At 55.1% G+C, this 22,474-nt stretch carries 22 protein-coding genes; 16 read left to right on the top strand and 6 right to left on the bottom strand.

The features are described 5' to 3' along the window. Positions 1-11: 11 nt before the first annotated feature. On the bottom strand, positions 12-1,643 hold the full coding sequence (locus KB449_RS13080; RefSeq protein WP_282908801.1) for a spore germination protein: 1,632 nt from the start codon (positions 1,641-1,643) through the stop codon (positions 12-14). Positions 1,644-1,707: 64 nt separating this feature from the next. On the opposite strand from KB449_RS13080, the gene KB449_RS13075 reads away from it, so the two are divergent. From KB449_RS13075 to KB449_RS13065, 3 genes are all read left to right on the top strand, one after another. After that, a complete protein-coding gene (locus KB449_RS13075; RefSeq protein ID WP_282908800.1) occupies positions 1,708-2,067 on the top strand; it encodes a hypothetical protein in 360 nt (119 codons plus the stop codon). Positions 2,068-2,160: 93 nt separating this feature from the next. Then, on the top strand, positions 2,161-4,101 hold the full coding sequence (locus KB449_RS13070) for a hypothetical protein (protein WP_282908799.1): 1,941 nt from the start codon (positions 2,161-2,163) through the stop codon (positions 4,099-4,101). Between the two features lie 190 nt (positions 4,102-4,291). Then, positions 4,292-4,639: a VOC family protein gene (locus KB449_RS13065; protein WP_282908798.1), complete on the top strand. Its 348-nt coding sequence runs from the start codon at positions 4,292-4,294 to the stop codon at positions 4,637-4,639. 292 nt (positions 4,640-4,931) lie between these two features. Here the strand turns inward: KB449_RS13065 and KB449_RS13060 are convergent, their stop codons facing one another. Together KB449_RS13060 and KB449_RS13055 are read right to left on the bottom strand one after the other, a co-directional pair. After that, positions 4,932-5,189 (bottom strand): DUF2642 domain-containing protein, encoded by a 258-nt coding sequence (locus tag KB449_RS13060; protein WP_282908797.1) that lies wholly within the window; start codon positions 5,187-5,189, stop codon positions 4,932-4,934. Positions 5,190-5,290: 101 nt separating this feature from the next. Then, the gene (locus KB449_RS13055; RefSeq protein WP_282908796.1) at positions 5,291-6,169 is read right to left on the bottom strand and encodes a helix-turn-helix domain-containing protein; all 879 of its coding nucleotides are present in this window, start codon (positions 6,167-6,169) and stop codon (positions 5,291-5,293) included. A 140-nt stretch (positions 6,170-6,309) separates the two neighbouring features. Here KB449_RS13055 and KB449_RS13050 point away from each other — a divergent pair, with 140 nt between their 5' ends. The 3 genes from KB449_RS13050 to KB449_RS13040 all read left to right on the top strand — a co-directional run bounded on the left by KB449_RS13050 (position 6,310) and on the right by KB449_RS13040 (position 8,616). Further along, entirely contained in the window at positions 6,310-7,233 is a 924-nt protein-coding gene (locus KB449_RS13050; RefSeq protein WP_282908795.1) for a phytanoyl-CoA dioxygenase family protein, read from the top strand. Between the two features lie 141 nt (positions 7,234-7,374). Further along, on the top strand, positions 7,375-7,887 hold the full coding sequence (locus KB449_RS13045) for a GNAT family N-acetyltransferase (RefSeq protein WP_282908794.1): 513 nt from the start codon (positions 7,375-7,377) through the stop codon (positions 7,885-7,887). A gap of 114 nt (positions 7,888-8,001) precedes the next feature. Beyond that, positions 8,002-8,616, top strand: coding sequence for a hypothetical protein (locus KB449_RS13040; RefSeq protein WP_282908793.1), 615 nt, complete (start codon positions 8,002-8,004; stop codon positions 8,614-8,616). A 69-nt stretch (positions 8,617-8,685) separates the two neighbouring features. On the opposite strand, the gene KB449_RS13035 is transcribed toward KB449_RS13040, so the two are convergent. Then, a complete protein-coding gene (locus tag KB449_RS13035; RefSeq protein ID WP_282908792.1) occupies positions 8,686-9,672 on the bottom strand; it encodes an aldo/keto reductase in 987 nt (328 codons plus the stop codon). A gap of 182 nt (positions 9,673-9,854) precedes the next feature. Here KB449_RS13035 and KB449_RS13030 point away from each other — a divergent pair, with 182 nt between their 5' ends. The 3 genes from KB449_RS13030 to KB449_RS13020 are packed head-to-tail and all read left to right on the top strand — an operon-like array spanning position 9,855 to position 12,838. Beyond that, the gene (locus tag KB449_RS13030; protein WP_282908791.1) at positions 9,855-10,832 is read left to right on the top strand and encodes an AraC family transcriptional regulator; all 978 of its coding nucleotides are present in this window, start codon (positions 9,855-9,857) and stop codon (positions 10,830-10,832) included. 45 nt (positions 10,833-10,877) lie between these two features. After that, entirely contained in the window at positions 10,878-12,185 is a 1,308-nt protein-coding gene (locus KB449_RS13025) for a PQQ-dependent sugar dehydrogenase (protein ID WP_282908790.1), read from the top strand. 32 nt (positions 12,186-12,217) lie between these two features. Next, positions 12,218-12,838, top strand: a complete 621-nt coding sequence (locus KB449_RS13020; RefSeq protein WP_282908789.1) for a hypothetical protein — start codon at positions 12,218-12,220, stop codon at positions 12,836-12,838. A 17-nt stretch (positions 12,839-12,855) separates the two neighbouring features. Here the strand turns inward: KB449_RS13020 and KB449_RS13015 are convergent, their stop codons facing one another. After that, complete coding sequence (locus tag KB449_RS13015) at positions 12,856-13,458, bottom strand: cupin domain-containing protein (RefSeq protein ID WP_350356222.1); 603 nt, start codon at positions 13,456-13,458, stop codon at positions 12,856-12,858. 205 nt (positions 13,459-13,663) lie between these two features. Here KB449_RS13015 and KB449_RS13010 point away from each other — a divergent pair, with 205 nt between their 5' ends. Next, on the top strand, positions 13,664-14,290 hold the full coding sequence (locus KB449_RS13010) for a L,D-transpeptidase family protein (RefSeq protein WP_282908788.1): 627 nt from the start codon (positions 13,664-13,666) through the stop codon (positions 14,288-14,290). A gap of 68 nt (positions 14,291-14,358) precedes the next feature. Here KB449_RS13010 and KB449_RS13005 read toward each other — a convergent pair whose 3' ends face one another. Then, positions 14,359-15,873, bottom strand: a complete 1,515-nt coding sequence (locus KB449_RS13005; protein ID WP_282908787.1) for an N-acetylmuramoyl-L-alanine amidase — start codon at positions 15,871-15,873, stop codon at positions 14,359-14,361. Positions 15,874-16,175: 302 nt separating this feature from the next. On the opposite strand from KB449_RS13005, the gene biuH reads away from it, so the two are divergent. The 6 genes from biuH to atzF are packed head-to-tail and all read left to right on the top strand — an operon-like array spanning position 16,176 to position 22,463. Continuing rightward, complete coding sequence (gene biuH, locus KB449_RS13000) at positions 16,176-16,859, top strand: biuret amidohydrolase (protein WP_282908786.1); 684 nt, start codon at positions 16,176-16,178, stop codon at positions 16,857-16,859. A gap of 24 nt (positions 16,860-16,883) precedes the next feature. Beyond that, on the top strand, positions 16,884-17,972 hold the full coding sequence (locus KB449_RS12995; RefSeq protein ID WP_282908785.1) for an ABC transporter substrate-binding protein: 1,089 nt from the start codon (positions 16,884-16,886) through the stop codon (positions 17,970-17,972). A gap of 14 nt (positions 17,973-17,986) precedes the next feature. Further along, positions 17,987-18,814 carry an ABC transporter ATP-binding protein gene (locus KB449_RS12990; RefSeq protein WP_282908784.1) on the top strand — a complete coding sequence of 276 codons (828 nt, stop codon included), beginning with the start codon at positions 17,987-17,989 and terminating at the stop codon, positions 18,812-18,814. Then, positions 18,811-19,563 (top strand): ABC transporter permease, encoded by a 753-nt coding sequence (locus KB449_RS12985; RefSeq protein WP_282908783.1) that lies wholly within the window; start codon positions 18,811-18,813, stop codon positions 19,561-19,563. Before KB449_RS12990 ends, KB449_RS12985 begins: the two co-directional genes overlap by 4 nt. Next, positions 19,560-20,636 carry a cyanuric acid amidohydrolase gene (gene atzD, locus KB449_RS12980; RefSeq protein WP_282908782.1) on the top strand — a complete coding sequence of 359 codons (1,077 nt, stop codon included), beginning with the start codon at positions 19,560-19,562 and terminating at the stop codon, positions 20,634-20,636. The genes KB449_RS12985 and atzD overlap by 4 nt, the downstream gene beginning before the upstream one ends. Before the next feature lie 57 nt (positions 20,637-20,693). Next, the gene (gene atzF / locus KB449_RS12975; RefSeq protein WP_282908781.1) at positions 20,694-22,463 is read left to right on the top strand and encodes an allophanate hydrolase; all 1,770 of its coding nucleotides are present in this window, start codon (positions 20,694-20,696) and stop codon (positions 22,461-22,463) included. Positions 22,464-22,474: the final 11 nt, after the last annotated feature.

The following is a 22,474-nucleotide window of genomic DNA, read 5'->3' as shown; positions in this document are numbered from 1 at the left end:
CTTCTCCGCAGTCAGGATCTGCGTTTATCGTTCTGCGTTTTCAACATTGCCGGTCTTCGCCGCATCACGGAAATGGGAGCCCGAATGAACAGATCCTTCCAATCCCCGAGACGGAAAGGGGATATCGGCGTCAAATAGGGAACGCCGAAGCTCTTGAGCTTCGTGAGATGACTGCACAGCAGCAGGAAAAAAAGGATCGTACCGAACATGCCGAGGAAAGCCGCGAACAACATGGCGACGAACCGTAATATTCGAAGCGTGATCCCCGCGCTGTAAGTTGGAATCGAAAAGGAGGATATGGCCGTTACGGCAACGACGATGACCAGGAAGGGGCTTACAATACCCGCTTGTACGGCCGCGTCTCCGATGATCAGGCCTCCGACGATGCCCATGGCAGGACCGATCGGCTTAGGCAGCCGAATGCCCGCCTCCCGCAATATTTCAAGCGATATCTCCAGAATCAGCACTTCGATCAGCGAAGGAAACGGAACGCCCTGCCTTGTCTCGATAATGGAAAGCGCAAGCTCGGTCGGAATCAACCCCGGATGAAAGGAAATCAACGAGATGTAAAGCGCCGGCGCCAATAATGCCATAAAAGCGGATAAAAAACGCAGCAAGCGAAGAACCGAGCTCGGCAGCCAGCGCTCGTAATAATCCTCCGGGGACTGGAGCAGCATGCTGAAGGTAGCGGGGACGATTAAAGCGAACGGCGTGCCGTCCAGCAAAATGGCAACCCGCCCCTCGACCATCGCGTGAATGACCCGGTCCGGACGTTCGGTATTTTGTACTTGCTGGAACGGACTTAAGGTGTTGTCTTCGATCAACTGTTCGACAATGCCGGACTCGCCGAAAAAGTCATAGTCCAGCTTGGCGACGCGCGCTTGAACCTCCTTGAGCAAATCCATGTTGACGATGTTCTTGAAATAAGCAACGACGAGGTCCTTTTTTAACGTTGAGCCGATTCTGTAGCTTTTCATCTCCAGCTGGTCGCTAAAGCCTTGCCTTCGCAGCAAGGACGTATTCTCGCTGAGCACTTCAGTAAATCCGAGCCGCGGGCCGCGAAGCAAAGCCTCGGACACAGGCTCTTCAACGGCGCGATTCGCGCCTTCCGGCCACTCGATCAGCAAGCCATGCTTCGCCCCTTCAATGAGCAGACCGGCATGTCCAAACAGAACGGACCGGTTGAAGCTGTTCATATCGGTAGACTCGACCAGGCAATGGAAAGGAAGCGCGTCGCCAAGCTTGCTCGGACTCGACAGGTCGTCCGCAGCGGCTTCGAACATGAGGAACTGCATGATCTGCAGGTTCAATACCCGGTCGTTCTGCATGCCGTCTACCCAGAACAGCGTAGCTTGACGATCGGTCATCGACATCAAGAACGATCTGGATCGCACATCGCAGCTATCGCCTATGGAAGCGAGAATGGCACTGAGATCGGCCTGATAGTCTCCGCTGAATCTTCGAGTTTCCGCCGGTTCGGAGGCAGCAGGATGCTTGTTGCCTTGTATGTCAGAATGTTTGCCGTTTCGCACGAACGAAAATGCGATCCGATGCACGCGGTTCGCCAGGATCGGAACGAGAAGCACGATCAAAGCCTGTCCGAATACACTCCAGCTTGGGATAAAAGCCAGAACGGATGACATCGGCGAAGCTCCTCCCGCACGGGATTTTCGTCTGGGACGTAAAAGGGAGTATGCCAAAGTTTGCATGATTTTACTCGCATGGCACGGGCAGCATTGGAAAAATTTATTTGCGAATGCAATGAACAATTCGAGCATTCGCGAAGTTGTGGGCATTCCGTTTATACTCATTGTTGCGATATTCGTCTTGGTCGCGCTGGCCATTGGCGTAACGATCGTCAGTCAAATCATAGCCGAGCAAATTCGCCCGACCGCCGACAGCGCCGATTGGGTAAAAGCCGGTACAGGCGCATTCCTGTTGATTTCCATGTTGAATATTCCGTTTATCGGCTTCGTCCTGTTTGTCGTGCTCCTGCTGTTTTCCCTTGGCGTTACGACTTCGCTGATAGCTTCGCTGCTTCGCAGGCGTAAGCAACGGACAGGTTGAATCGTCGGCAGCGAAAGGAATTCGTTTTTATTTTCCGATCGGTCAGGGTAATAGACTCTTGCGGCAACCACTGTCCACAGGAGGCGATTTTGGATGGCCACTCAACTACCGATGCATAAGACGGAGCAAACGAAGGCAACGCCTTCGCCTCAGAAAAATCTCCATCTGGTCCAATCCATGCCGACGGTCCCCAAGCCGTTTGAGATCAGGGACTGGCGGGATAAAGCGAAAGCCTTCGACCGTTTCGTTTTCGACTTCGACCGCAAAGGCGAATATCTTCCCGTCATCTGGCGGGACAGGACGCATTACAACATGGAAGAGGATACGTTCGGTCTGTTTTCCTATGTCGGCAAGTCGGATCAGGGCAGCAACGGCTCCCAGGAGGCGATAACCGTCATGGCTTCCGTACTCGGGGCTACGCTGGTCGGCATCGACAAGAGTAACCAGGACGGCAACAATTACGTGAAAATGCTGCAGACCTTTTACCGGAAAGACGAAGGGGTATTCGTCTGGTATCCCGCCATACCGAGCGGCGACACGTTCTGGTATGAGATTCAGGCTAACGTTTTGTACGCCATATTGGCATACTTTTATCCGAACGAGGCTGACATGGAGGCGCGCGTGCGTTCGTCCGCGGACCGTTGGGTCGAAGCCGTGAAGATCATGACCGACCGCGACGGTCGCCTCAATTTCAATTACACTTCCTTCGATTTCAAAAATATGGAACCGGTCGATAACGGCAAATGGAAGGAGCCTGACGCGGCTTCCGGCGTCGCGATGCTCATGTATTTGGCTTACCTGCGGTTCGGCGACCAGATCTATTTTGACACGGCCCAGCGTTGTCTGGACTTCTTGGACGATCAGGAGGACAGCCCCTATTACGAACTCCTGATGTATTATTCCCCGTACCTGGCTGCCCGTATGGAAGCGGAGCACGGAACCAGCCACGACGTGACCAAATACATCAACTGGATCTTCGACGGCGGCGTGGAGATTCGTCCGGATTGGGGCATGTGCACGGAGCGATGGGGAAATTACGATATGCACGGCCTGGTAGGCAATCTCAAGGATTTCGGCGGCTACATTTTCGTCATGAACGGATTTTTCCTGTTCAGCACGCTTGCGCCGTTTCTGCGGTACGATTCGCGCTACGCGCGCTCCATCGGCAAGTGGATGCTGAATGTTGCCAACCAATCCCGCTTGTTTTATGCAGACGGACTGCCTGCGGACAAGCAGTCCGGCGCAGACTGGGACGGCGATCCTGAACATGCGCTCCCGTACGAAGGTATCCGCAAGGAATATGAGGAAAAGACCCCTTATGCGAGCGGCGACGCCACCGTCATCGGATGGGGGCCGCTCGACTTTTCAATCTATAGCGGCAGCCATGTCGGCTTCATGGGCGCGTTGATCGAAAAGACGAATGTCGAGGGCATTCTGCAAATCGATTGCCTGAAGACGGACTACTTTCATAAAGAAGCTTATCCGACCTACTTGTATTACAACCCGTTCGGCTCGGAGCAAACGGTCGAGATCGACGGGCTCGGTCTGGAAAAGGTCGATCTTTACGATACGGTGAGCGGCCGATTCCTGGCGAAATCAGTGACCGGTACCGCGAAGTTCGCCGTGCCCGCCGAGGGTGCGGTCATTCTGGTTGTCGCGCCGGCGGAAGGACGGCAGGAACGCAAAAACGGACAGCTCTGGATCGACGGCGTCTATGTGGCACCGGCCCCCAAGTGTGCCGTCAACATGCGCGGGATCAAAGATCGCCAGAAGGTGAACAATGTTCTAAAAATCGATGTGGACGCCGGCGTGCCGGAAGGGGAATCCATCAAACGGTTTACCTTTAGATTCGGCAGCAAGGTGATGTACGAGGGGGTAACCGTGCCTGAGCCGCTGTACCTCGATACGCTTCGTTTTCACAACGGATTTTATCATCTCAGGGTCGAACTGGAGTCCTCCGGCGGAAGCTTCGATTTTTGCGAAATCGGAGTTATGGTGGAAAATCCGAGCAATCCGCTCTCGCAACCGAATTGAATCGCGATCGCAGCAGGACGCCGCCGATGAGTTCGGCGGCGTTTTATTTCGGCAGACGGCGCACGCGGCAAGCGTGCCGGCGTTGCCCGAAAATATTTATTCCGTGCGTAAAAAAGGAAGTGAAAATAGAGGCTCGAATACTTATTGTAAACCGGATGAACCGATATAAGACGATAGAGGAGCTGTTATCATGATTAAGGGATTCGGCGGCATCTTTTGGAGAACGAAAAACCCGGAAGCCGTTAAAAAGTGGTATAGCGAAGCGTTAAAACTTGAATTCAACGACTGGAACGGGACCGTAATTAAGCCTCAAGTCGACAATGAGACGGCCTTTTCCTTCTTTAAAGAGGACGACGAATACTTTCCCGCGGATCAGCAAGCGATGTTGAATTTTCAAGTCGAATCCATTGACGAGACAATTGCGCATCTGGGCCGAATCGGCGTGCCGCTCGCAAAGGAAAAAGAGAGCTCCGAATTTGGACAATTTATTTGGATTAAAGATCCGGAAGGCCGGCTCATCGAGCTTTGGGAAAAATAATTGCGCACGGCAGCCGGGTCAACCGGCTGCCGTTTTCGTTTTGTCGTGAACCACATCGTATCAGGCGGTTTTGAATTGACGGACTTTTTGAAATCCATGAATACGCAGCAAGGAAGCGATGCTGCCGGACAGTCGACTGCGACGCCTGCAAGCTAAAGCGCGGCAGCGCAATTGTTTGTTCGCATAAGACAGACGTGGAACGATCGTATGTAGCCATCAGGCCGCCGGCCCTATCGGCGGCCTTTTTGCTTCTAGGCAGTCAGGATTGACTGCGAGCGCTGGTTGACGGTTGTTATAGGGGCATCGTCCACACAATCTCGGCGATTCGGACGCACGCTTGCCGGCTATGGAGCTGAAGCAGCACGTGGTCCGGCTTTACGTCGACAATCGTTCCTTCAATCCCGCCCCTGGTCGTCTCGAGCAAGACGCATCGGCCAGTTAGTTTGCGAAGCGCTTCAACAACGTAGGGATCGATCGAAGATACGGTTTTAATTTCTCCAGGACCGACCTGAGCCGGGCTTACTTGCGGATTGGACCATTGTTGATACAAGCCAAATCACTCCTCGTATAGGTTCTGGCCCAATATATGCGCTTGCAGATACGGGGGATTGGGCTGCCGCCTAATCGACCGGCGATCGACCGTCGAGCTTTTTAAACTTTATAAGTAACCAGCGCCGAGCAAAACTGGGATAAGCTCGTTCCCGTTTTTTTCTTGAACATTTTGCCGAAAGTATGTACGTCCGCGTATCCGACAAGGTTCGCGATCTCGCTGACCGACAGATTGGTCTGCAGCGCCAGCTCCCTCGCTTTTTGAATGCGCACCCAAGTCAAATATTGCATCGGCGTAAGTCCGAATTGACGCTTGAACTGCACGATAATGTAGTTGCGGCTAAGCCCCGCGATCTGTTCAAGATCGCTGTGCTGGACATTTTCCGCATAATGCTCGCGAATGTGATTTTGCAGCAGCAGGAGCTTGGCTTTTATTCGCTCCTCTACGGTTGATACGGTCGACGTTCGGTTCAGTCCGGTCGCGGCTTCCCCGAGCGCCTCAAGCAGCAGGCCTTGCGCTTGCAGCTGCGAGGAAATACCCGGCTGCCGATACAGATGCACTAGGCGGATCAGCTTTTTCTCGAGCTCGGTGCCCGCATAGTTGCCGAGCAAGTGCGAGTCTCCGAACAGCTGGCTAATCGGAAAGTCATGGTCTCCGAAATGGAACACGAGGGAAAGACAAATATACGGTTCCCCCTCCAACGTTAAGATGGAGTGAAGCTCGCCAGGGCGGTGGAACAGCAGGTCGCCTTTGACTGTAGCATACATATGTCCGCCGACCGGATAATCCGCTCTGCCTTCCACGACATATTGGAGGACATACTGGCCCATCGTTCGGTTGTGAATCGCCCAACCCTTCGGAGCGTCAAATAAATGCGCCAGCGTAATATAGGGTGGGAACTGAAAGTCCGGTACATCCGGTGACGCTTCGCTCGAAGGCGTACCGCCGGATGCCGGATGTTCCCGTTTCTCATCGCTCATCGCCATCGTCTCCTTTTTATCTATCGTATAGGAAAGTGATTTTGGCAACAAGATTGAATGTCCCTGCCAAATACATCGGGCGATTTATTCGCTAAAATCTTTCTCGAGAGCACAACCAAACGAGAAGAGGAGACAAAACGATGAGCAAATCGCAGATCGAAATGCCAGTTGCCGACGCGCGTACGCAAAACAGCATTACGGAGGAGCAAGCTCAATTCTTTTTGGATAATGGATTTCTGGTCATTAAAGGCGTGCTTCGGGGAGAAGAGCTTGCGACCGTTCAAGCCGAGATGGAAAAGCAGGTGGCCAAAGGCGTGGCCGGCGTTCAGGACGACCCTGACTATATGTACGGCAAAGGCGGCAAAACCGGCCGCAACGTACTGCGCCGCGTCGAGTATGTCATCGACAAGAGCGATCCGATGAAGGCGCTTCTCGGTCACCCTTTTATTTTGCGCTCGGTCGAGAAGCTGCAGGGCAACAACTTTATTCCAACCTGGGATTCCATGGTTCTTAAAATGCCGGATGAAGGCATTATCGTGCCTTGGCATCGCGATGCGGAGGTACCGGCTGGCTGCACGGATCCCCGGCCTATTTTTAACGTCGATTTTTACCTGGATTCGGCGGATCTGATGACATGCCTTTGGGTCATTCCCGGCAGCAACAAGTGGTCGAAGGAGGCGTGCAAAGCGCGGATCGAACAGGACGGAGCCGATCGATTCAGCACGGAGGATGCCATTCCCGTTCCGCTTGAAGCAGGCGATGCCATCTTCCACGACATCACGGTGCTGCACGGTTCGCCCGCGGGAGACGGCAATCCGCTGCGCCGCACGGTTTACTACGAATTCCGCCCCGGCGAGATCGAATGGAACTATGGACCGCATACGCACGAGTATCTCGGGTTGAAGCAGCAGATGCTGCTCGAATGCTTGGAGCGCAGGGCCGCCGCCTCATATGCACAAGGCGAAGAGCCATTTGTTTACAAACCGGATGGGGAATTTGCGCTCGGCGAACGCACGGCTTTGGAATCGTTCCGTTATCCGCACTTAGAATACTGGAGAGGTTAATATAGGTTTAAACAATCTTCGCGGCTGGTGCATGGATGCACCGGCCTTTTTGCGTCGATTGATGCGAACATGCAGATTCGTTAAAATGAATGAAGATTGATGAGCGCGGCACAATGATTCGGGAAACGAGGACGGTTAGGCATGCTTGTGTTAAGAAACGTTCAACCCTCAGATCTGGCGCAGCTTGTACGGATTGAAAACGAAGGGTTTTCCCAAGAGGAGGCTGCCACCAAGGAGGCCTTTGCGGAGCGGATTGCTTTGATCCCCGATACGTTTGTCGTGGCGGAAGATGAAGGAGAAATACTCGGTTATATTAATGGTCCCATCATTGATCGGCCGTACATAACGGACGACTTGTTTAAAGAAATCAAGGAGAATCCCGAAAAGGGCGGCTATCAAAGCGTTCTGGGATTAGCCGTATCGGAGAAGGCAAGAGGGCAGGGCGTCGCAAAAAAATTAATGGATACGTGGGAGGAACTTGCAAAAGAAAACGCAAGGGAAGGCATTACGCTAACTTGCAAAGAAGAGTTGATCCCCTTTTATGAAAAGCAGGGGTTCGTGAACCGCGGCAAATCCGAATCGCAGCACGGCGGCGTTATCTGGTACAATCTGGTCAAGGAATTGGCATCTCGCAACGACTTAAGATTTGGTTAATAAAAAAGCATTAAATTTTAAGAAGTATATCGTATTGTCGAAACATAAGCCACAATGCGCAGCCCATTGCGCATAGGCTTGACACACGATCACGACCCGAAAGAAGGTAATGGCATGAAGCAAAGTCGAACCCTATATATTCCTGCAGCCATATCGCTTCTAGCCAGCATTGCCTTGATATTGTTCGCGTTTTTCGGAGTTGTCCACCCTGGGGGCGCTCACGGCGGATCGTCCCTCGGCAAGGTTCCTCCCGGCATGGAGCGCAGAGAGCAAGGAAGCGAGGGCTTGTTCAGGACGCTGGGCACGATCGCCGTCTGGTGTGCGGCTGTCAGCTACGCATGGCTGCGATTGAAAAAGAAGCGTAGATCGCCGTCGGCCATCGTGAAAAAACTTGTTCCTTTGTTCAATCGTCTCCATCAACCGGTCGCATATGCGGCTCTCGTGCTCATCGCGGCCCACGGCATTTATTTTCTGACGCAGGCGGTCGTCAAGGACGACACGTATACGGGCATTGCGGCATTCGTGCTGCTGCTGACTTTAGCGGTCTATGGCTACTTGATCCGCCGATTGAAGAGCAAGCATACGCGCAAAATCCATTTTCTGCTGGCAACTGCCTTTGGCGTCGTCGCGTTTATACATGCCGGCGGCTCCGCAATAATTGCGGCTTTAAGCATCGTCGCGCTATGGGGGCTGATCGAATTCGTTGAGCGAATGGCTTCCCGTAAGTAAAAAACAGGGCATTATACAAAAAACGCTTTGTACGGAGAAATCTCCGCACAAAGCGTTTTTTAAATAGCGTTACAGGTTCACGCTATTCATGGAAGCTTCCGGATAGCGCAAGCCGAAGGCCGTTCCTCGCGGCGCAGCGTCGTCGATACGCGCAAGATCTTCTGGCGAAAGCTTGACTTCAAGCGCGCCAACATTCTCTTCCAGATACTTGATCCGCTTCGTGCCGGGAATCGGCACGATGTCTTCGCCCTGCGCCAGCAGCCAGGCCAGCGCCAGCTGAGAAGGCTCGCAGCCTTTCTCCGCGGCCAGCTCGGCGACTCGTTCAACGAGATCCAGATTGCGCTGGAAGTTGTCGCCTTGGAAACGCGGGGAGAAGCGGCGGTAATCGTCCTCGGCCAGATCCTCGAACTTGCGGATCTGGCCGGTCAGAAAGCCGCGGCCAAGCGGGCTATAGGGCACGAAGCCGATGCCGAGCTCCCGGCATACGGCCAAGATATCGTCTTCGACGTCGCGGCTCCAGAGCGAATATTCCGTCTGCAGCGCAGCGATCGGATGCACGGCTGCCGCCCGGCGGATCGTAGCGGGCGCCGCTTCGGACAGACCGAGGTAACGAACCTTGCCTTCGCGCACCAGCTCGGCCATCGCGCCGACCGTCTCTTCGATCGGCGTATTCGGATCGACTCTGTGCTGATAGTAAAGATCGATATAGTCGACGCCGAGTCGGCGCAGGCTCGCTTCGCAGGCGGCTTTTACGTATTCAGGACGGCCATCGATACCGAGATACTTGCCGTCTTCGCTGCGCACATTGCCGAACTTGGTTGCGATTATCGCCTTTTCGCGTCTTCCCTTGAGCGCTTTGCCCACCAATTGTTCATTCTTGCCTATGCCGTACATATCTGCCGTATCCAGCAGGTCGATACCCAGCTCCAAGGCGCGGTCGATGGTGCGCAGCGACTCTTCGTCGTCCCTGCCGCTATAAAAGTCGGACATGCCCATGCAGCCAAGGCCGAGCGCCGACACTTCAAGTCCGCCGTTGCCTAACGTTCTTCTTTTCATATTCAATCCGCCTCTCTTGTACAAGTATGTTGGACCTGCCTCTTTATTATGCGACGACAGGCAGGTGATCCGGTAGCCGGATCGTGCCAAGTTGTTGCCCAATCCTCCAATCGATCAGCTGTAGCTATCGTTCGGTGCTATAATGACCTTAACCACAATCGCCAAGCGACGGAGGGAATCAAATGCCGCAATCGGAAATAATGGCCCTGCCGGGGCATGCCGAGAGAGACGGGCTTTTGCCATACAACGGCCCTGCATTCGTCGACAAGCTCGCAGAGCTGGCCTCGTTAATCGAACGAAATACCGGCAGCGATGGGATCTTTGATACGACTATACCGTCTCTGCGTCTGATTCGAAGCTCGAAGTCTTCATTGCCCGTTCATACCATTTATGAGCCTGCAGTCGTCATCGTCGCCCGCGGCACGAAAATTGTTATGCTTGGCGGCGACAGCTTTACTTACGGCCCTTCCGCGCATTTTGTCGTTTCCGTCGACCTGCCGGTTACCTCCCGGCTGCTGCAAGCTTCTCCGGAATCGCCCTACTTGTGCATGCGGCTCGGGCTGGACCCGGCGCAAGTGCTTGAAGTAATAAAAGGTGCGGATCTAGCGGGAGAGGACGCAAGGGAATTGAAGCGGGGCGCGTTCGTCGACCGGACGAGTCCTGAACTGTTGGACGCTGCGGTGCGGCTCGTGAAGCTGCTGGATACGCCCCGCGAAATCTCTTACTTGGCGCCGCTTGTCGTCCGCGAGATGTATTTCAGGTTATTAAGCGGAGGACAGGGAGGAGCCTTCAAGCAGATCGCGCTGGCCGGAAGCGGCACTAGCCGGATCGCCGGCGTCATTGCCCGCATTAAGCAGGACTTTGCCAAAACGCTTCATATTGACGAGCTGGCCAGAATGGCGCATATGGGCCCTTCGTCGCTGCATCGTTACTTCAAGGAAATGACGACGCTCAGTCCGCTGCAATATCAGAAACGGATCCGACTGCAGGAGGCGCGCCGTCTGCTCCTGACCGAAGCCGTCGATGCCGCGGATGCCGCGTACCGGGTCGGCTACGAGAGCCCCTCGCAATTCAGCCGCGAATACGCTCGGTTGTTCGGCCTGCCGCCGATCAGCGATATCAGAAAACTGAGGGAAGAAACGGAGCAGGGGATCGGCTGATCGTGAGACGGGCAGATGAACGCTGACCGAACGGAGGGAGACGACGTGAAAATCAAATGGGGACTGTATGCGCTGCTGAGTCTGGCGCTTGCGGGTACTGCAGCTTGTAAGCAAGAAAGCGATGGAGGCGCGGGAATGCCCGGCGAATCACCGCAGCGCTCGCAGTCGACGGGCGGTACGACTGGATCCGGTTCGAATGCTGAACTACCGGAAAGCACCCCAACCGAAGCGAGCGGCAACGATGGCAACGACTCTGGCGATTCATCCGCGCGTGCGAACGTCAAGCTTACGCCTGTTTTCCAAGGGGTTAATTTGGACCGGCCGACGGCAATCGAGTCGAGGGGCGACCGTTTGTACGTGACGGAGCAGGAAGGGCGAATCGTTGCACTCCGCGCGGCCGAGGCGGACAAAGGCGGAAAAACGGAAACGTTGCTGGACCTGACGGACCGCGTCTATTCCAAGGGGACGGAGCAAGGACTGCTGGGACTGGCATTCGATCCTCAATATGAAGTCAACGGATTCATCTATGTAAACTATACGACCCGGACGAATACAATAATTGCGCGTTACAGTCTACCTTTGGAAGAACGGGCGGCGTCAGGCGACGGGAAAGATGAAAAAGTGCTGATGACGTTTAAGCAACTCTATGCGAATCATAACGGCGGTCAACTGGCGTTCGGTCCGGATGGATACCTGTATATCGGGACGGGGGACGGGGGCGGCAGCGGAGATCCGCAAGGCAACGGCCAGAACAAGCAGACGCTGCTCGGCAAGATTCTCCGAATCGACATCGGCAAGGCTGAAGGCGACAAGGCGTACGCGATTCCGGCGGATAACCCGTTCGCGAAAAGCGGCGGGGCAAAGGAAATCTATGCGTACGGACTCCGAAACCCTTGGCGCTTCAGCTTCGATGCCGATACCGGGGACCTGTGGGCGGCGGACGTCGGTCAGAATAAGTTCGAGGAGATCGACAAGATCGTGAATGGCGGCAACTACGGCTGGAAGCTAAAAGAGGCCGATCGCTGTTATGAGCCGTCGAGCGGCTGCGAAAGCGCTGCTAAGCAAGCGGGCGTGATCGCCCCAATTTGGTCTTACGGTAGGGAGGATGGACAGTCCGTGACCGGCGGCTATGTTTATCGCGGTACGGCGATACCGGGACTCGCGGGCAGGTACGTTTACGGCGATTACGGCTCAGGTGCGATCTGGGCGCTAAAGGAAGAGGTGAGCGGCCACTATGGCAACGAGTTGCTGCTGCAATCCGAGCTGAACATCACGACCTTTGGCCTTGATGAGCAAGGAGAATTATATCTGACCTCGGCCGATGGCGAACTGTATCGGCTGGATCCGCGATAAATGACGCCCTGAACGGTGGGAGTGGTCGATAAATGTTCCGATTTTTTAAGCGAAAGCGCAAGTTTTACACGCCTCCGCCAGTCCAGATTTCAATTGAAGATCAACTCGCAAATCTTGCCGAAATTGGAATCACACTAAAGCCGAATATAGATATTGGCGACATCTTAGGGCGTGCGTTCAAAGATTATGAAAAAAATCCTTACATTCATCTCCTGATGCGCATGGGCGGCGAACGAGAGCGTGCGGCAACGCCTATCGATCTTTATTCTTCTAACGACGTTTGGTGCTTCGACCGCGAATGTATCGAAGATCACGGGGATTATGTTTCGCCAATAAGACGAATTGCGGAAATGGTCGGGGCAGCTTTAAGTGTGACTGAAATCGAAGATTACGTGGATATCGAAGCGGGCGAGGTTTGGATCGCCTTTAACGCAAACGGCGCGAACCGCCGCTATACCATTCACGCGAACGACGATTGGCTGAGCCTCGAAATTTTGACGATTTTTTCTGATTTATTAGCCGCAAGCGGCAGCAGTAAAAGATTCTTTTTCTCGGATATTGGAAATGAAGTTTTGGTCGTACTTATTGAAAAGCACCAATACCGCCCATTGAACCGGTTGTTAAACATCTTTGTTCCTGCTTCTCAATCTTAAATAGAATGCGGCATGCGCTATGATCCGTATCCGCTAGGGCGCAATCCGTACTGAATGCGAGGCTGCGAAGGCGATGCCACCGTTTTCCCGCAGTTGGCGGGCGGTCCGATCGTCGTCGTATCCTTAATCGGCGCCAGCGCAGCGGTAATAAGCGACTCGTCAAGACAATACGTATGCGCAAGCATATTCCTGGGCGCGAGCCGCAGAAAATCCGACACGGCGATAAACTCGGGAGTCGGGGCGTCAAAGATTGCGATAATATGCGTTTGGTTTTCCGTCGCCATCTCCCAATGAAACCAGCCTTGGGGCACGAGGGCTACCTGTCCGGGCTTCAGGGCGAAGTTTCGCACTTCTTTGGTAAACGGATTAAGTATGGAGACGACGGCCGCTCCCGAGACGAGATAGACGAGTTCGGAAGCGTTCTGATGAATATGCGGCTCCACCACGTTGCCTGCGGACATATAAATATCAAGCAGCGAAGCATTGCCGAGGGTGTTCAGTTGCTGAATGCCGAGCGCGTTGATAAAGTTTGCGCTATCTTTCGTGAAGGTCCGGTTTTGGTTGACATCGTACGCAAACTGCACGTTAGGCGAAGTGAAATCCATATAAGAAACGGCCATTTGATTTGCCTCCTCTGTCTTAACAAGCGCGTTCTTTCCCTGTATCTCACGATATGAGTCGACAGCTCGGCATATGTGTCGAACGATCGCATGATTTCGGGGCATTTGGTCAAGATAAGGGAAAATCGAATGGGGTATGGGAATGAGCCGGTACCGGATAAAAGTTAGCGGCATGCTGATTTTATTCTTTTTGATGCAATCATTTATGCCATTAAATACAAGCGCGAACCCGGCGCTTCCCATCGTCAAAGATACCGGCCTTATCACGATCGAGGTGTTCCCGCAGCGGCATCGGTTATTGGTTTATCTGGACCATATTCCTTACAAAAGCTTCCCGGTCGCGGTCGGCAATCCTTCTACGCCAACTCCCGTAGGCGAATACATCGTCACGTATAAGGGAAAAAATTGGGGTCCTTCGTTCGGCTCGCGTTGGATCGGTTTAAACGTGCCCTGGGGGGTATACGGCATTCATGGCACCAACAAGCCGTTTTCCATCGGCCAGCATGCCAGCCACGGTTGTATCCGAATGCGAAATCGGGATGTCGAGGAATTATACGAGATCATCCCCGTCGGAACAAAAGTAACCATATTCGGCCATGTGCTAGGCGAAGCGAATCAGGAGTTGAAACCGATCAGCGAAGGGGATGCCGGCGCAGTCGTTCAGCTCATTCAGAACCGCTTGCAAAGCGCCGGATATTACGACGGTCCCTGTGACGGCAGATTCAGGTATTCCACGACAACCGCATTAAAAAAATACCAGCGTCAAAACGGTCTCGTCCCTAGCGGCGTCGTCACGAAGGCCGTATACGAAAAGATGGGTCTTTTAGAATGAATGGCATACCAGCTGTAAAATGAATTGAAGCCCGCGAAAATCGCGGGCTTTTTTTAATGCCTAAGTGTTTATTTCACGCCGAAGTATTCCTTTAGCCCGTCAACGATCGCTTGTGCGACCCGGTTCTGGAAGCTGTCGCTGAACAGGATCGATTCTTCCGTCGCATTGGACAGAAAACCGACTTCGAGCAGCGTGGCGGGCATCGTCGTCTCGCGCAGCACCTGGTAATTCGCGTTCTTGACCTTGCGGTCAGTGAAGCCGGTAGCGCTCAGTACATGCTTGTGCATAATGTCCGCCAAGCCTTTACCGCTATTTTTATAATAATAAGTCTCCGTGCCTCGCACAGTCGGCTTGCCCTCCGCGATGTTGGCGTGAATCGATACGAAGGCATCGGCGTTTGCGGCATTGGCAAGCGAGGCGCGTTCAGGCCGCGGGACAAAGGTGTCGTCGCGACGCGTCATAAGAACCTGGAAGGCTGGCTCGTTCAGCAGCAAGCTTTCTACTTTAAGCGCCAGCGACAAGTTGAAATTCTTTTCCAGCTTATTGGTCGCGCCTACGCCTCCGGGGTCGCCGTCGCCATGACCCGGATCGATGACGACGATCTTTTTGCCGTTGTCCGGAATGGCTGGCGTAGGTGTCGGCACGGCAGACGTTCTAAGATCGATCACGAACACGCTCGTCTCAAAGTCGGCTTCCTGGTAGGTGGTAAAGGTCTTGTTCCCGGTCAGCTCTATTGTAATCGCGATGGTCTGGGCGGCGATATCGGTCACCGCATACTTCACCCGAGATGCATTTGAACTATCCGTTACGGCAAACGCGCCGGATTGCGCAGCTGCATCAAAGTTCTGAATCGACGCGAATGCAGGATCGAACGATGTTTTCGGCAGTTCAACGACGATGCTCGCGGGATCGGAGGCGGCGTACGTTTTCGGAACCAGACTTCCGACGAACGAGATCGCCAATCGGTCATCGCTCCAGCCGATGCCCTTGATCTGTCCTCCTGAAACGGGGGATGGAGAAGCAGCGGGCGTCGGCGTCGTTCCCGGAGATGGTGTCGGCGACAGCGCTGGCGTTGGTGTCGGTGAAGCAGGCGAAGACGGTATCGGCGTTGGCGAAGCTGCCGGCGTCGGCGTAGGTTGTGAAGCTTCGGACGAAGCCAAAGTCACGACCTTCTTCGTATTGTCCCAGCCCACCTCAAACCCTGCAGCTTCCCCGATGAAGCGCAGCGGCACGAGCGTGGTGCCCGATCGATTGACTGGAGCGGCATTCAGCTTCAACTCGGCGCCGCCGACGCTGGCGGTCATACGACCGATCGTCAGCTCGATGTCGCCGGTTCCAGTCAAAATTTTGACCTGCGCTTTTTGCTGATTCCAGCTCACCAGCAGAGCCAGATTCTCGGCAATGACGCGGAGAGGGACCATGACGCTGCCTTTAATAATCTCGACCTTGTCTTTTTTCTGGAGCGACAATGCTTGACCGTCCAGTACGATGGTAGCCCCGGAAGTTTGGGCGCGTGCTTGTCCTGCAAACGACAGACAAAAAATGAGAGCTGCGAGCATCGCAAAGAAGCCAACCTTTTTCAAATTTACACCTCATCCATATTGTTCTACCGCTTCTTGGTTTAGACGCCGTCCTTTTGGAAAAAGTTTCATAGCCTAACCGGATAGCTTAGAAAGTTAACGTTCTCTTTATTGTCGGATCGCTAGCGAATGACTCAATATATTACATATAAATGACACAAAAAGTTATTCAAGTCGCTAGTTTAGTGATTTTTACAAGTATAGTGCAAATAATATTGGAATAATAACAAAGATATCGCTTATTTAGCGTGATATAATGTGACACAATACAAAGGAAACAGACTTGATAGACAGGAGGACCTGACATGACGGTAGAAGCGACACCTTATGCGTGGCCCTATGACGGCAAGATTCAACCGAACAAAACAGCGCTTTTGATTATCGATATGCAAACCGACTTCTGCGGCAAAGGCGGCTACGTCGAACAGATGGGTTACGATCTGTCGTTAACCGCAAGGACGATCGGGCCGATCTCGCGGCTGCTTGAGAGAGTCAGAGAAATACCGGGGTTTACGGTCATTCATACGAGAGAGGGTCACAGACCGGATCTATCGGATCTGCCGGCGAACAAACGTTGGAGAAGCCGGCAGGCAGGGGCCGAAATCGGCTCTGCAGGACCGATGGGTCGAATCCTGGTGCGGGGAGAGCCGGGCTGGGAGATCATTCCCGAGCTTGCGCCGCTGCCGGAAGAACCGGTCATCGACAAGCCGGGTAAGGGGAGCTTTTATGCCACTGACCTGGACTTGATCCTGAAGACCCGCGGTATCACGCATCTCATTCTAACGGGAATCACTACCGATGTTTGCGTTCATACGACGATGCGCGAAGCGAACGATCGCGGCTATGAATGCCTCATTTTAGAGGATTGCACGGGAGCGACCGATCCGTCCAATCATGAAGCGGCGCTTCATATGGTGCAGATGCAAGGCGGCGTGTTCGGCAGCGTGTCCGATTCCGGCAAGCTGATCAAAGCTTTGGAATCTTTATAAACAGGAAAATGGGGGAATGGGAAAATGCGTAAAGTGAATGGGAAATGGATGTCCGTGCTTTTGTTATCTTCTGTAGTGGCGATTGCAGGTTGCGGCAGCAATACCGCCGGCAACAGCGCAGGCGGCAGCAATCAATCGGGGGCTGGCGATGCGGCTCCGTCGGCAACGGCAGCGACGTCAGCGGCAGCTTCGACAGCAAGCGCGGATGCCGGCACAAAGGACCTGAAAAAAGTAGTCGTTCGGCTGAAATGGATCAATCAAGCCCAGTTTGCCGGTTTCTATATCGCCAAGGAGAAAGGGTACTACAAAGACGCCGGTCTCGACGTAGATATCCGTCCGGGCGGCTCGGACTTTCCGTCCGTGCAAATGGTGTCTTCGGGAAGCGAAGACTTCGGCGTAACGGGGGCGGATCAGATTCTCATGTCCCGCGAAAAAGGAGCGCCGGTCGTCGCCTTGTCCGTCATTTATCGCTCGTCTCCGTTCGTGCTGTTCACGCTTAAAAGCTCCGGCATTACGTCGATGAAGGATCTCGAAGGTCAAAAAGTCGGCGTCAAGCTCGGCGGCAACGAGGAGCTCACTTACCGGGCCATGGTCAATAAAGCAGGCATCAAAGCCAAATCGATCAGCGAGATGCCCGTCAAATACGATCTCAGCCCGCTGCTTACGGGACAGGTCAAAGCTTGGCCGGGCTACGTGATCAATGAAGTCATCGCGGCTCAGGAGCAAGGTCAGGAAGTGAACGTGATCTATCCGAGCGATTACGGCATTAATTTCTACGCGGATACGCTGTTCACGACCGAGAAAATGATTAAGAAGGATCCCGAGACCGTCAAAGGCTTCGTGCAGGCGACGATGAAGGGTTGGGATTATGCGATCAACCATCCGGACGAAGCTGCGCAAGTGACCGTCCAGTATGGCGACCAGCTCAATATTGAGCACGAGACGAAAATGATGAACGCCAGCATCCCGCTGCTCGAAGCCGACAAGGGCTCGCTCGGCTTGATGGAAGAGTCGGAATGGAGCACGCTGCAAGACAGCCTGATCGACATCGGCTTCCTGAAGAAGAAGCAGGACCTGCCCGCAGCCTTCACGAACGAATTCATTCAACAATAAAGGAGAGATTGCCGATGGCGGCCATTCATAGCATCGCCGGGTCTGCCAGAGAACGCGCCACTGGCTCCAACGCCAAACCGGGCATAAATGCCAATGCCATTTCCATAAAAGACTGCTCGCTGACGTTCGGCCAAGTACGCGTATTGAATCAGGTGTCTCTCGATATCCAGCGCGGAGAGTTCCTGTCTATTCTCGGTCCGAGCGGCTGCGGCAAGTCGACGCTGCTCCGGCTCATCCTCGGACTTCTGTCGCCCGATCAGGGCGGCGGGATCGTGCATCACGTGCCCCGGGAAGAGATCGGCATCGTCTTTCAGAAGCCGGTGCTGATGCCCTGGCAAACCGCGATTCAAAACATCGAGCTGCCGCTTAGCATCGGACCCCAGCGCGCCAAGCAATCGAAGGCCGAACGCCGCGAGAAAGCGGAGTGGTCGCTGGAGCTCGTCGGATTGACCGACTTCCGCAACCACTTTCCGCAGCAGCTGAGCGGTGGCATGCAGCAGCGGATCGCGATCGCCAGAGCGCTTGCGGCAGATCCGTCAGTCCTGCTGATGGACGAACCGTTCGGCGCACTGGACGAATTCACGAGGGAGAAGCTCAACATCGAGCTTCTCCGCCTGTGGGCCAATCCTGACACGGGACTCAACACGGTCGTCATGGTCACCCACTCGATCCAGGAATCCGTGCTCATGTCGGACCGGATCGTCATGATGTCGCCGCGACCGGCCAAGGTCCAAGACATCGTGAACGTGCCGTTGTCCCACCCGCGCGAGGCGGATATGCAAGAGCTCCCGGAATTTTTAAGCACGGTCAGGGAAATTCGAAAGCAGGTGAAGGCGCTATGACGACCAAATTCAAGGACATTCTGTATCCCATCGCCTTCGCCGTCGGCTTGATTTTGATCTGGGAAGCCGTCGTCCGGATTTTCGACATTCCGCTTTATCTGCTTCCGGCCCCCTCGGACATTGCCAAGGTTATCGACGGCGAACTGCTGCGCAATATGGGCGTGACCCTGTACGAGGCGGTACTCGGGTTTCTGCTCGCCAACGTGCTGGGATTCCTGACGGCGATTCTGTTCGTCCATTCCCGTCCGGCCGAGAAAGGCATATTTCCGCTGGCGATCGCGCTCAAGACGACGCCGGTCGTAGCGCTTGCCCCGCTGCTCGTCATCTGGCTGGGAACCGGCTATTGGTCCAAAGTGGCCGCGTCCATGATTATTTGTTTTTTTCCCATACTCGTTAATAGCGTTAAAGGTTTAAAAGCGGTCGAGCACGAAGCATGGGAGCTGTTTTCGGCCTATAAAGGAACAAAGGCGGAGATTTTCTGGAAGCTGCGGCTGCCGACGAGTCTTCCCTATGTCCTGTCCGCGCTCAAAATTTCCAGCTCGCTTGCGATCGTTGGCGCCATCGTTGGAGAATTCGTCGGCTCGAATAAAGGACTCGGATATTTGGTGCTCTTGTCTTCTTATCATTTGGATACGCCGATTATGTTTTCCGCAATCGCGGCAGCTGCGGTTGCAGGGCTTATCTTGTTCGGCATTATCGCAGCCGTCGAAAAAAAGGTCATTTTCTGGCAGAAGGTGGATGAGGCATGAACATCTCGGTCGTACGCGTGCCCGCAGCTTCTCCAAGCGATATCGGATCGTTGCGGGCTTATATCGAAGAAGGAAGGATTCATCCGTCGCAGGTGATCGCGGTCCTTGGAAAAACCGAAGGCAACGGCTGCGTCAACGATTTTACGAGAGGATACGCGGTTCAATCTCTTCGCGGATTTTTTGCCGGACTCATCGGAGCAGAAGCGGCGGACCGCATCTCCTTCATAATGTCTGGCGGCACGGAAGGCGTGCTCGCCCCGCACTTTACGGTCATTAGCCGCTCGGAAACGTCGGAGACTGCAACGGCTTCTATCGGCTCGAAGTCGCTTGCGGTCGGCGTTGCGCATACCCGGCGCTTCCTGCCGGAAGAGCTCGGGCGCTCCGCGCAGATCGTTGAAGTATCGGCTGCCGTTAGCCGGGCCATGGCGGAGGCGCGCATCGAAGCGGCTGCCGACGTGCACTTCGTGCAGATCAAATGTCCGCTGCTGACGGACACCGACATGGCGAACGCCCGTGCACGGGGAGCCGAAGTCGCGGTAGACGATACGTACAAGTCGATGGGGTATTCCCGCGGGGCTTCCGCGCTTGGCGCGGCCGTCGCGCTCGGAGAGATTGATCTCGCGGAGATAAGCGATGAAGATGTGTGCCAGTCGTGGGACAAGTACAGCGAAGTCGCGTCCACGTCGTCGGGAAGCGAGCTCGACTACTGCGAAGTAATCGTGTTCGGCAACTCGGCGCAAGCAAGCGGCGATTTGTACATGAGCCATGGCGTCATGGCCGACGCGATCGACGCGAAGCCGCTGCTCGCGATGCTTGCTGACAATCCCGGCGCGGAGGTCGTACAGGTGCTCGCCAAGGCCGAAGCCGATCCGACCGGACTTGTCCGCGGCCGCAGACATACCATGCTTAACGATTCGGATATTAACCATACGCGTCATGCGAGAGCGGCCGTAGGAGCCGTGCTGGCATCGATCGTCGGCGACCCGATGATCTACGTCTCCGGCGGTGCCGAGCATCAAGGCCCGGCTGGCGGAGGACCTGTAGCCGTCATTTTCCGGCGCGCGAATGCATAGCGCTGCGGCCTTAAGAACAAAGAGACGATAGCAAGCGACAAGGAGGAAACGCCGATCATGATTGCTGCAGATTTCCCCCTTCGAATGACCGCAGCCTGGCTGCGGGAACAATACGCTGCCGGCGAGCTTACGCCGCGCGATATCGTAGAAGAGATCGTCCGCCGCGCTCGCGCTGACCGGGACATGAATATCTGGATCGCGCCTCCGGAGATCGAAGCGCTCGAGCCTTATCTGAATAAGCTGGATACATTGGACAAATCGGCGCCCCTGTGGGGAATCCCCTTTGCCATTAAGGATAATATCGACCTTGCGAACATCCCCACGACGGCGGGCTGTCCTGAATACGCTTATACGCCGGACGCTCACGCTTCCGTTGTTGAACGACTGGTCGAAGCGGGAGCGATCCCGCTCGGCAAAACGAATCTGGACCAATTCGCGACCGGCCTCGTGGGAACGAGGAGCCCTTACGGCGAGACGCACAACGCGCTGAAGCCCGAGCTTATCAGCGGCGGCTCCAGCTCCGGATCGGCCGTCGCCGTGGCGCGCGGACATGCCGCGTTCGCGCTCGGCACCGACACCGCGGGATCGGGACGCGTGCCCGCCGCGCTGAACGGCTTGATCGGCTTGAAGCCGAGCCTCGGGGCGTGGCCGACGCGCGGCGTCGTTCCGGCATGCCGCAGCCTCGACTGCGTGACCGTGTTCGCGCATGAGCTCGAAGACGCGATGCGCGTCGACCGGGTCGCACGCGGACAGGACGCTTCGGATCCGTGGTCCCGAACGATCGCTCGGCTGCCGTCCGAGCTGCCGCGGCGCATTTTGCTTCCCGGCGGAGACTGGCCGTTTTTCGGCCCTTATGCTTCGCAGTTCGAAGCGGCTTGGCGACGAGCGGAGGAGAAGGCGGCGCAGCTTGGCATCGAGGTACAAACGATCGATTATGCCTTGTTCGCGGAAGCCGCCGCCGTCCTTTACGATGGGCCGTGGGTGGCCGAACGGTGGTCGGCGTTGGGCGAGTTCGTAGAGGCGAATCCCGGCGTTACTTTTCCCGTGACGGAGCAGGTGCTGCGCTCCGGTTCGGGCGGTCGGCACGATGCCGCTGCGGTTTTTACGGCCATGCACCGGATACAGGCGTTGAAGCTTGAAGCGGCCAAGCTGCTCGAACACGCCGTGCTCCTACTGCCGACGGCCGGCGGAACGTGGTCCCGCGACGAGGTCAGGCGCGACCCGATTCAAACGAATAGCGATATGGGGCGCTGGACAAATCACTGCAATCTGCTCGACCTGTGCGCCATTGCCATTCCGGCTGGGGAAGCCGCGCCGGATGTACCGTTCGGGATTACGCTGTTCGCGGCGTCGGGCGGAGAAGACATGCTGACGCTCCTCGCCGATCGGTGGGCCTGCTCTTCGGGGGAGACGCAGCGGCCTACGGCCGGATACCCTGAAGAACTGCCGATCACGACACTTGTAGCTGTGTGCGGACTGCATATGAGAGGTTTCCCGCTTGAGCGGCAAATGAAGGATCACGGCGCCGTGTTCGTCAAGGAAGAGAAGACGGCTTCCAAATACGAGCTGTACAAACTGCCGACCTCCCCCGCCAAGCCGGGACTCGTCAAGCAGGCGCATGGCGGATCGTCCATCGAGCTGGAAATTTGGGAGATGCCGCTGGATACGTTCGGTCGGTTTGCCGCAAGCATACCTGCGCCGCTCGGGATCGGCAAGATCGAGCTGGCGGACGGAACCGAGGTGCCCGGGTTCGTATGCGAAGCATACGCGTCGCAAGATGCGGCTGCGGAAGATGTCACGGCCGCCGGGAGCTGGAGGAAGGTTTGACCGAAAATAAA

The sequence above is a fragment of the Cohnella hashimotonis genome (assembly GCF_030014955.1).
GTDB lineage: Bacteria > Bacillota > Bacilli > Paenibacillales > Paenibacillaceae > Cohnella > Cohnella hashimotonis.
Note: the sequence above shows the minus strand (reverse complement) of the source record. Positions and strands in the feature narration are given on the sequence as shown.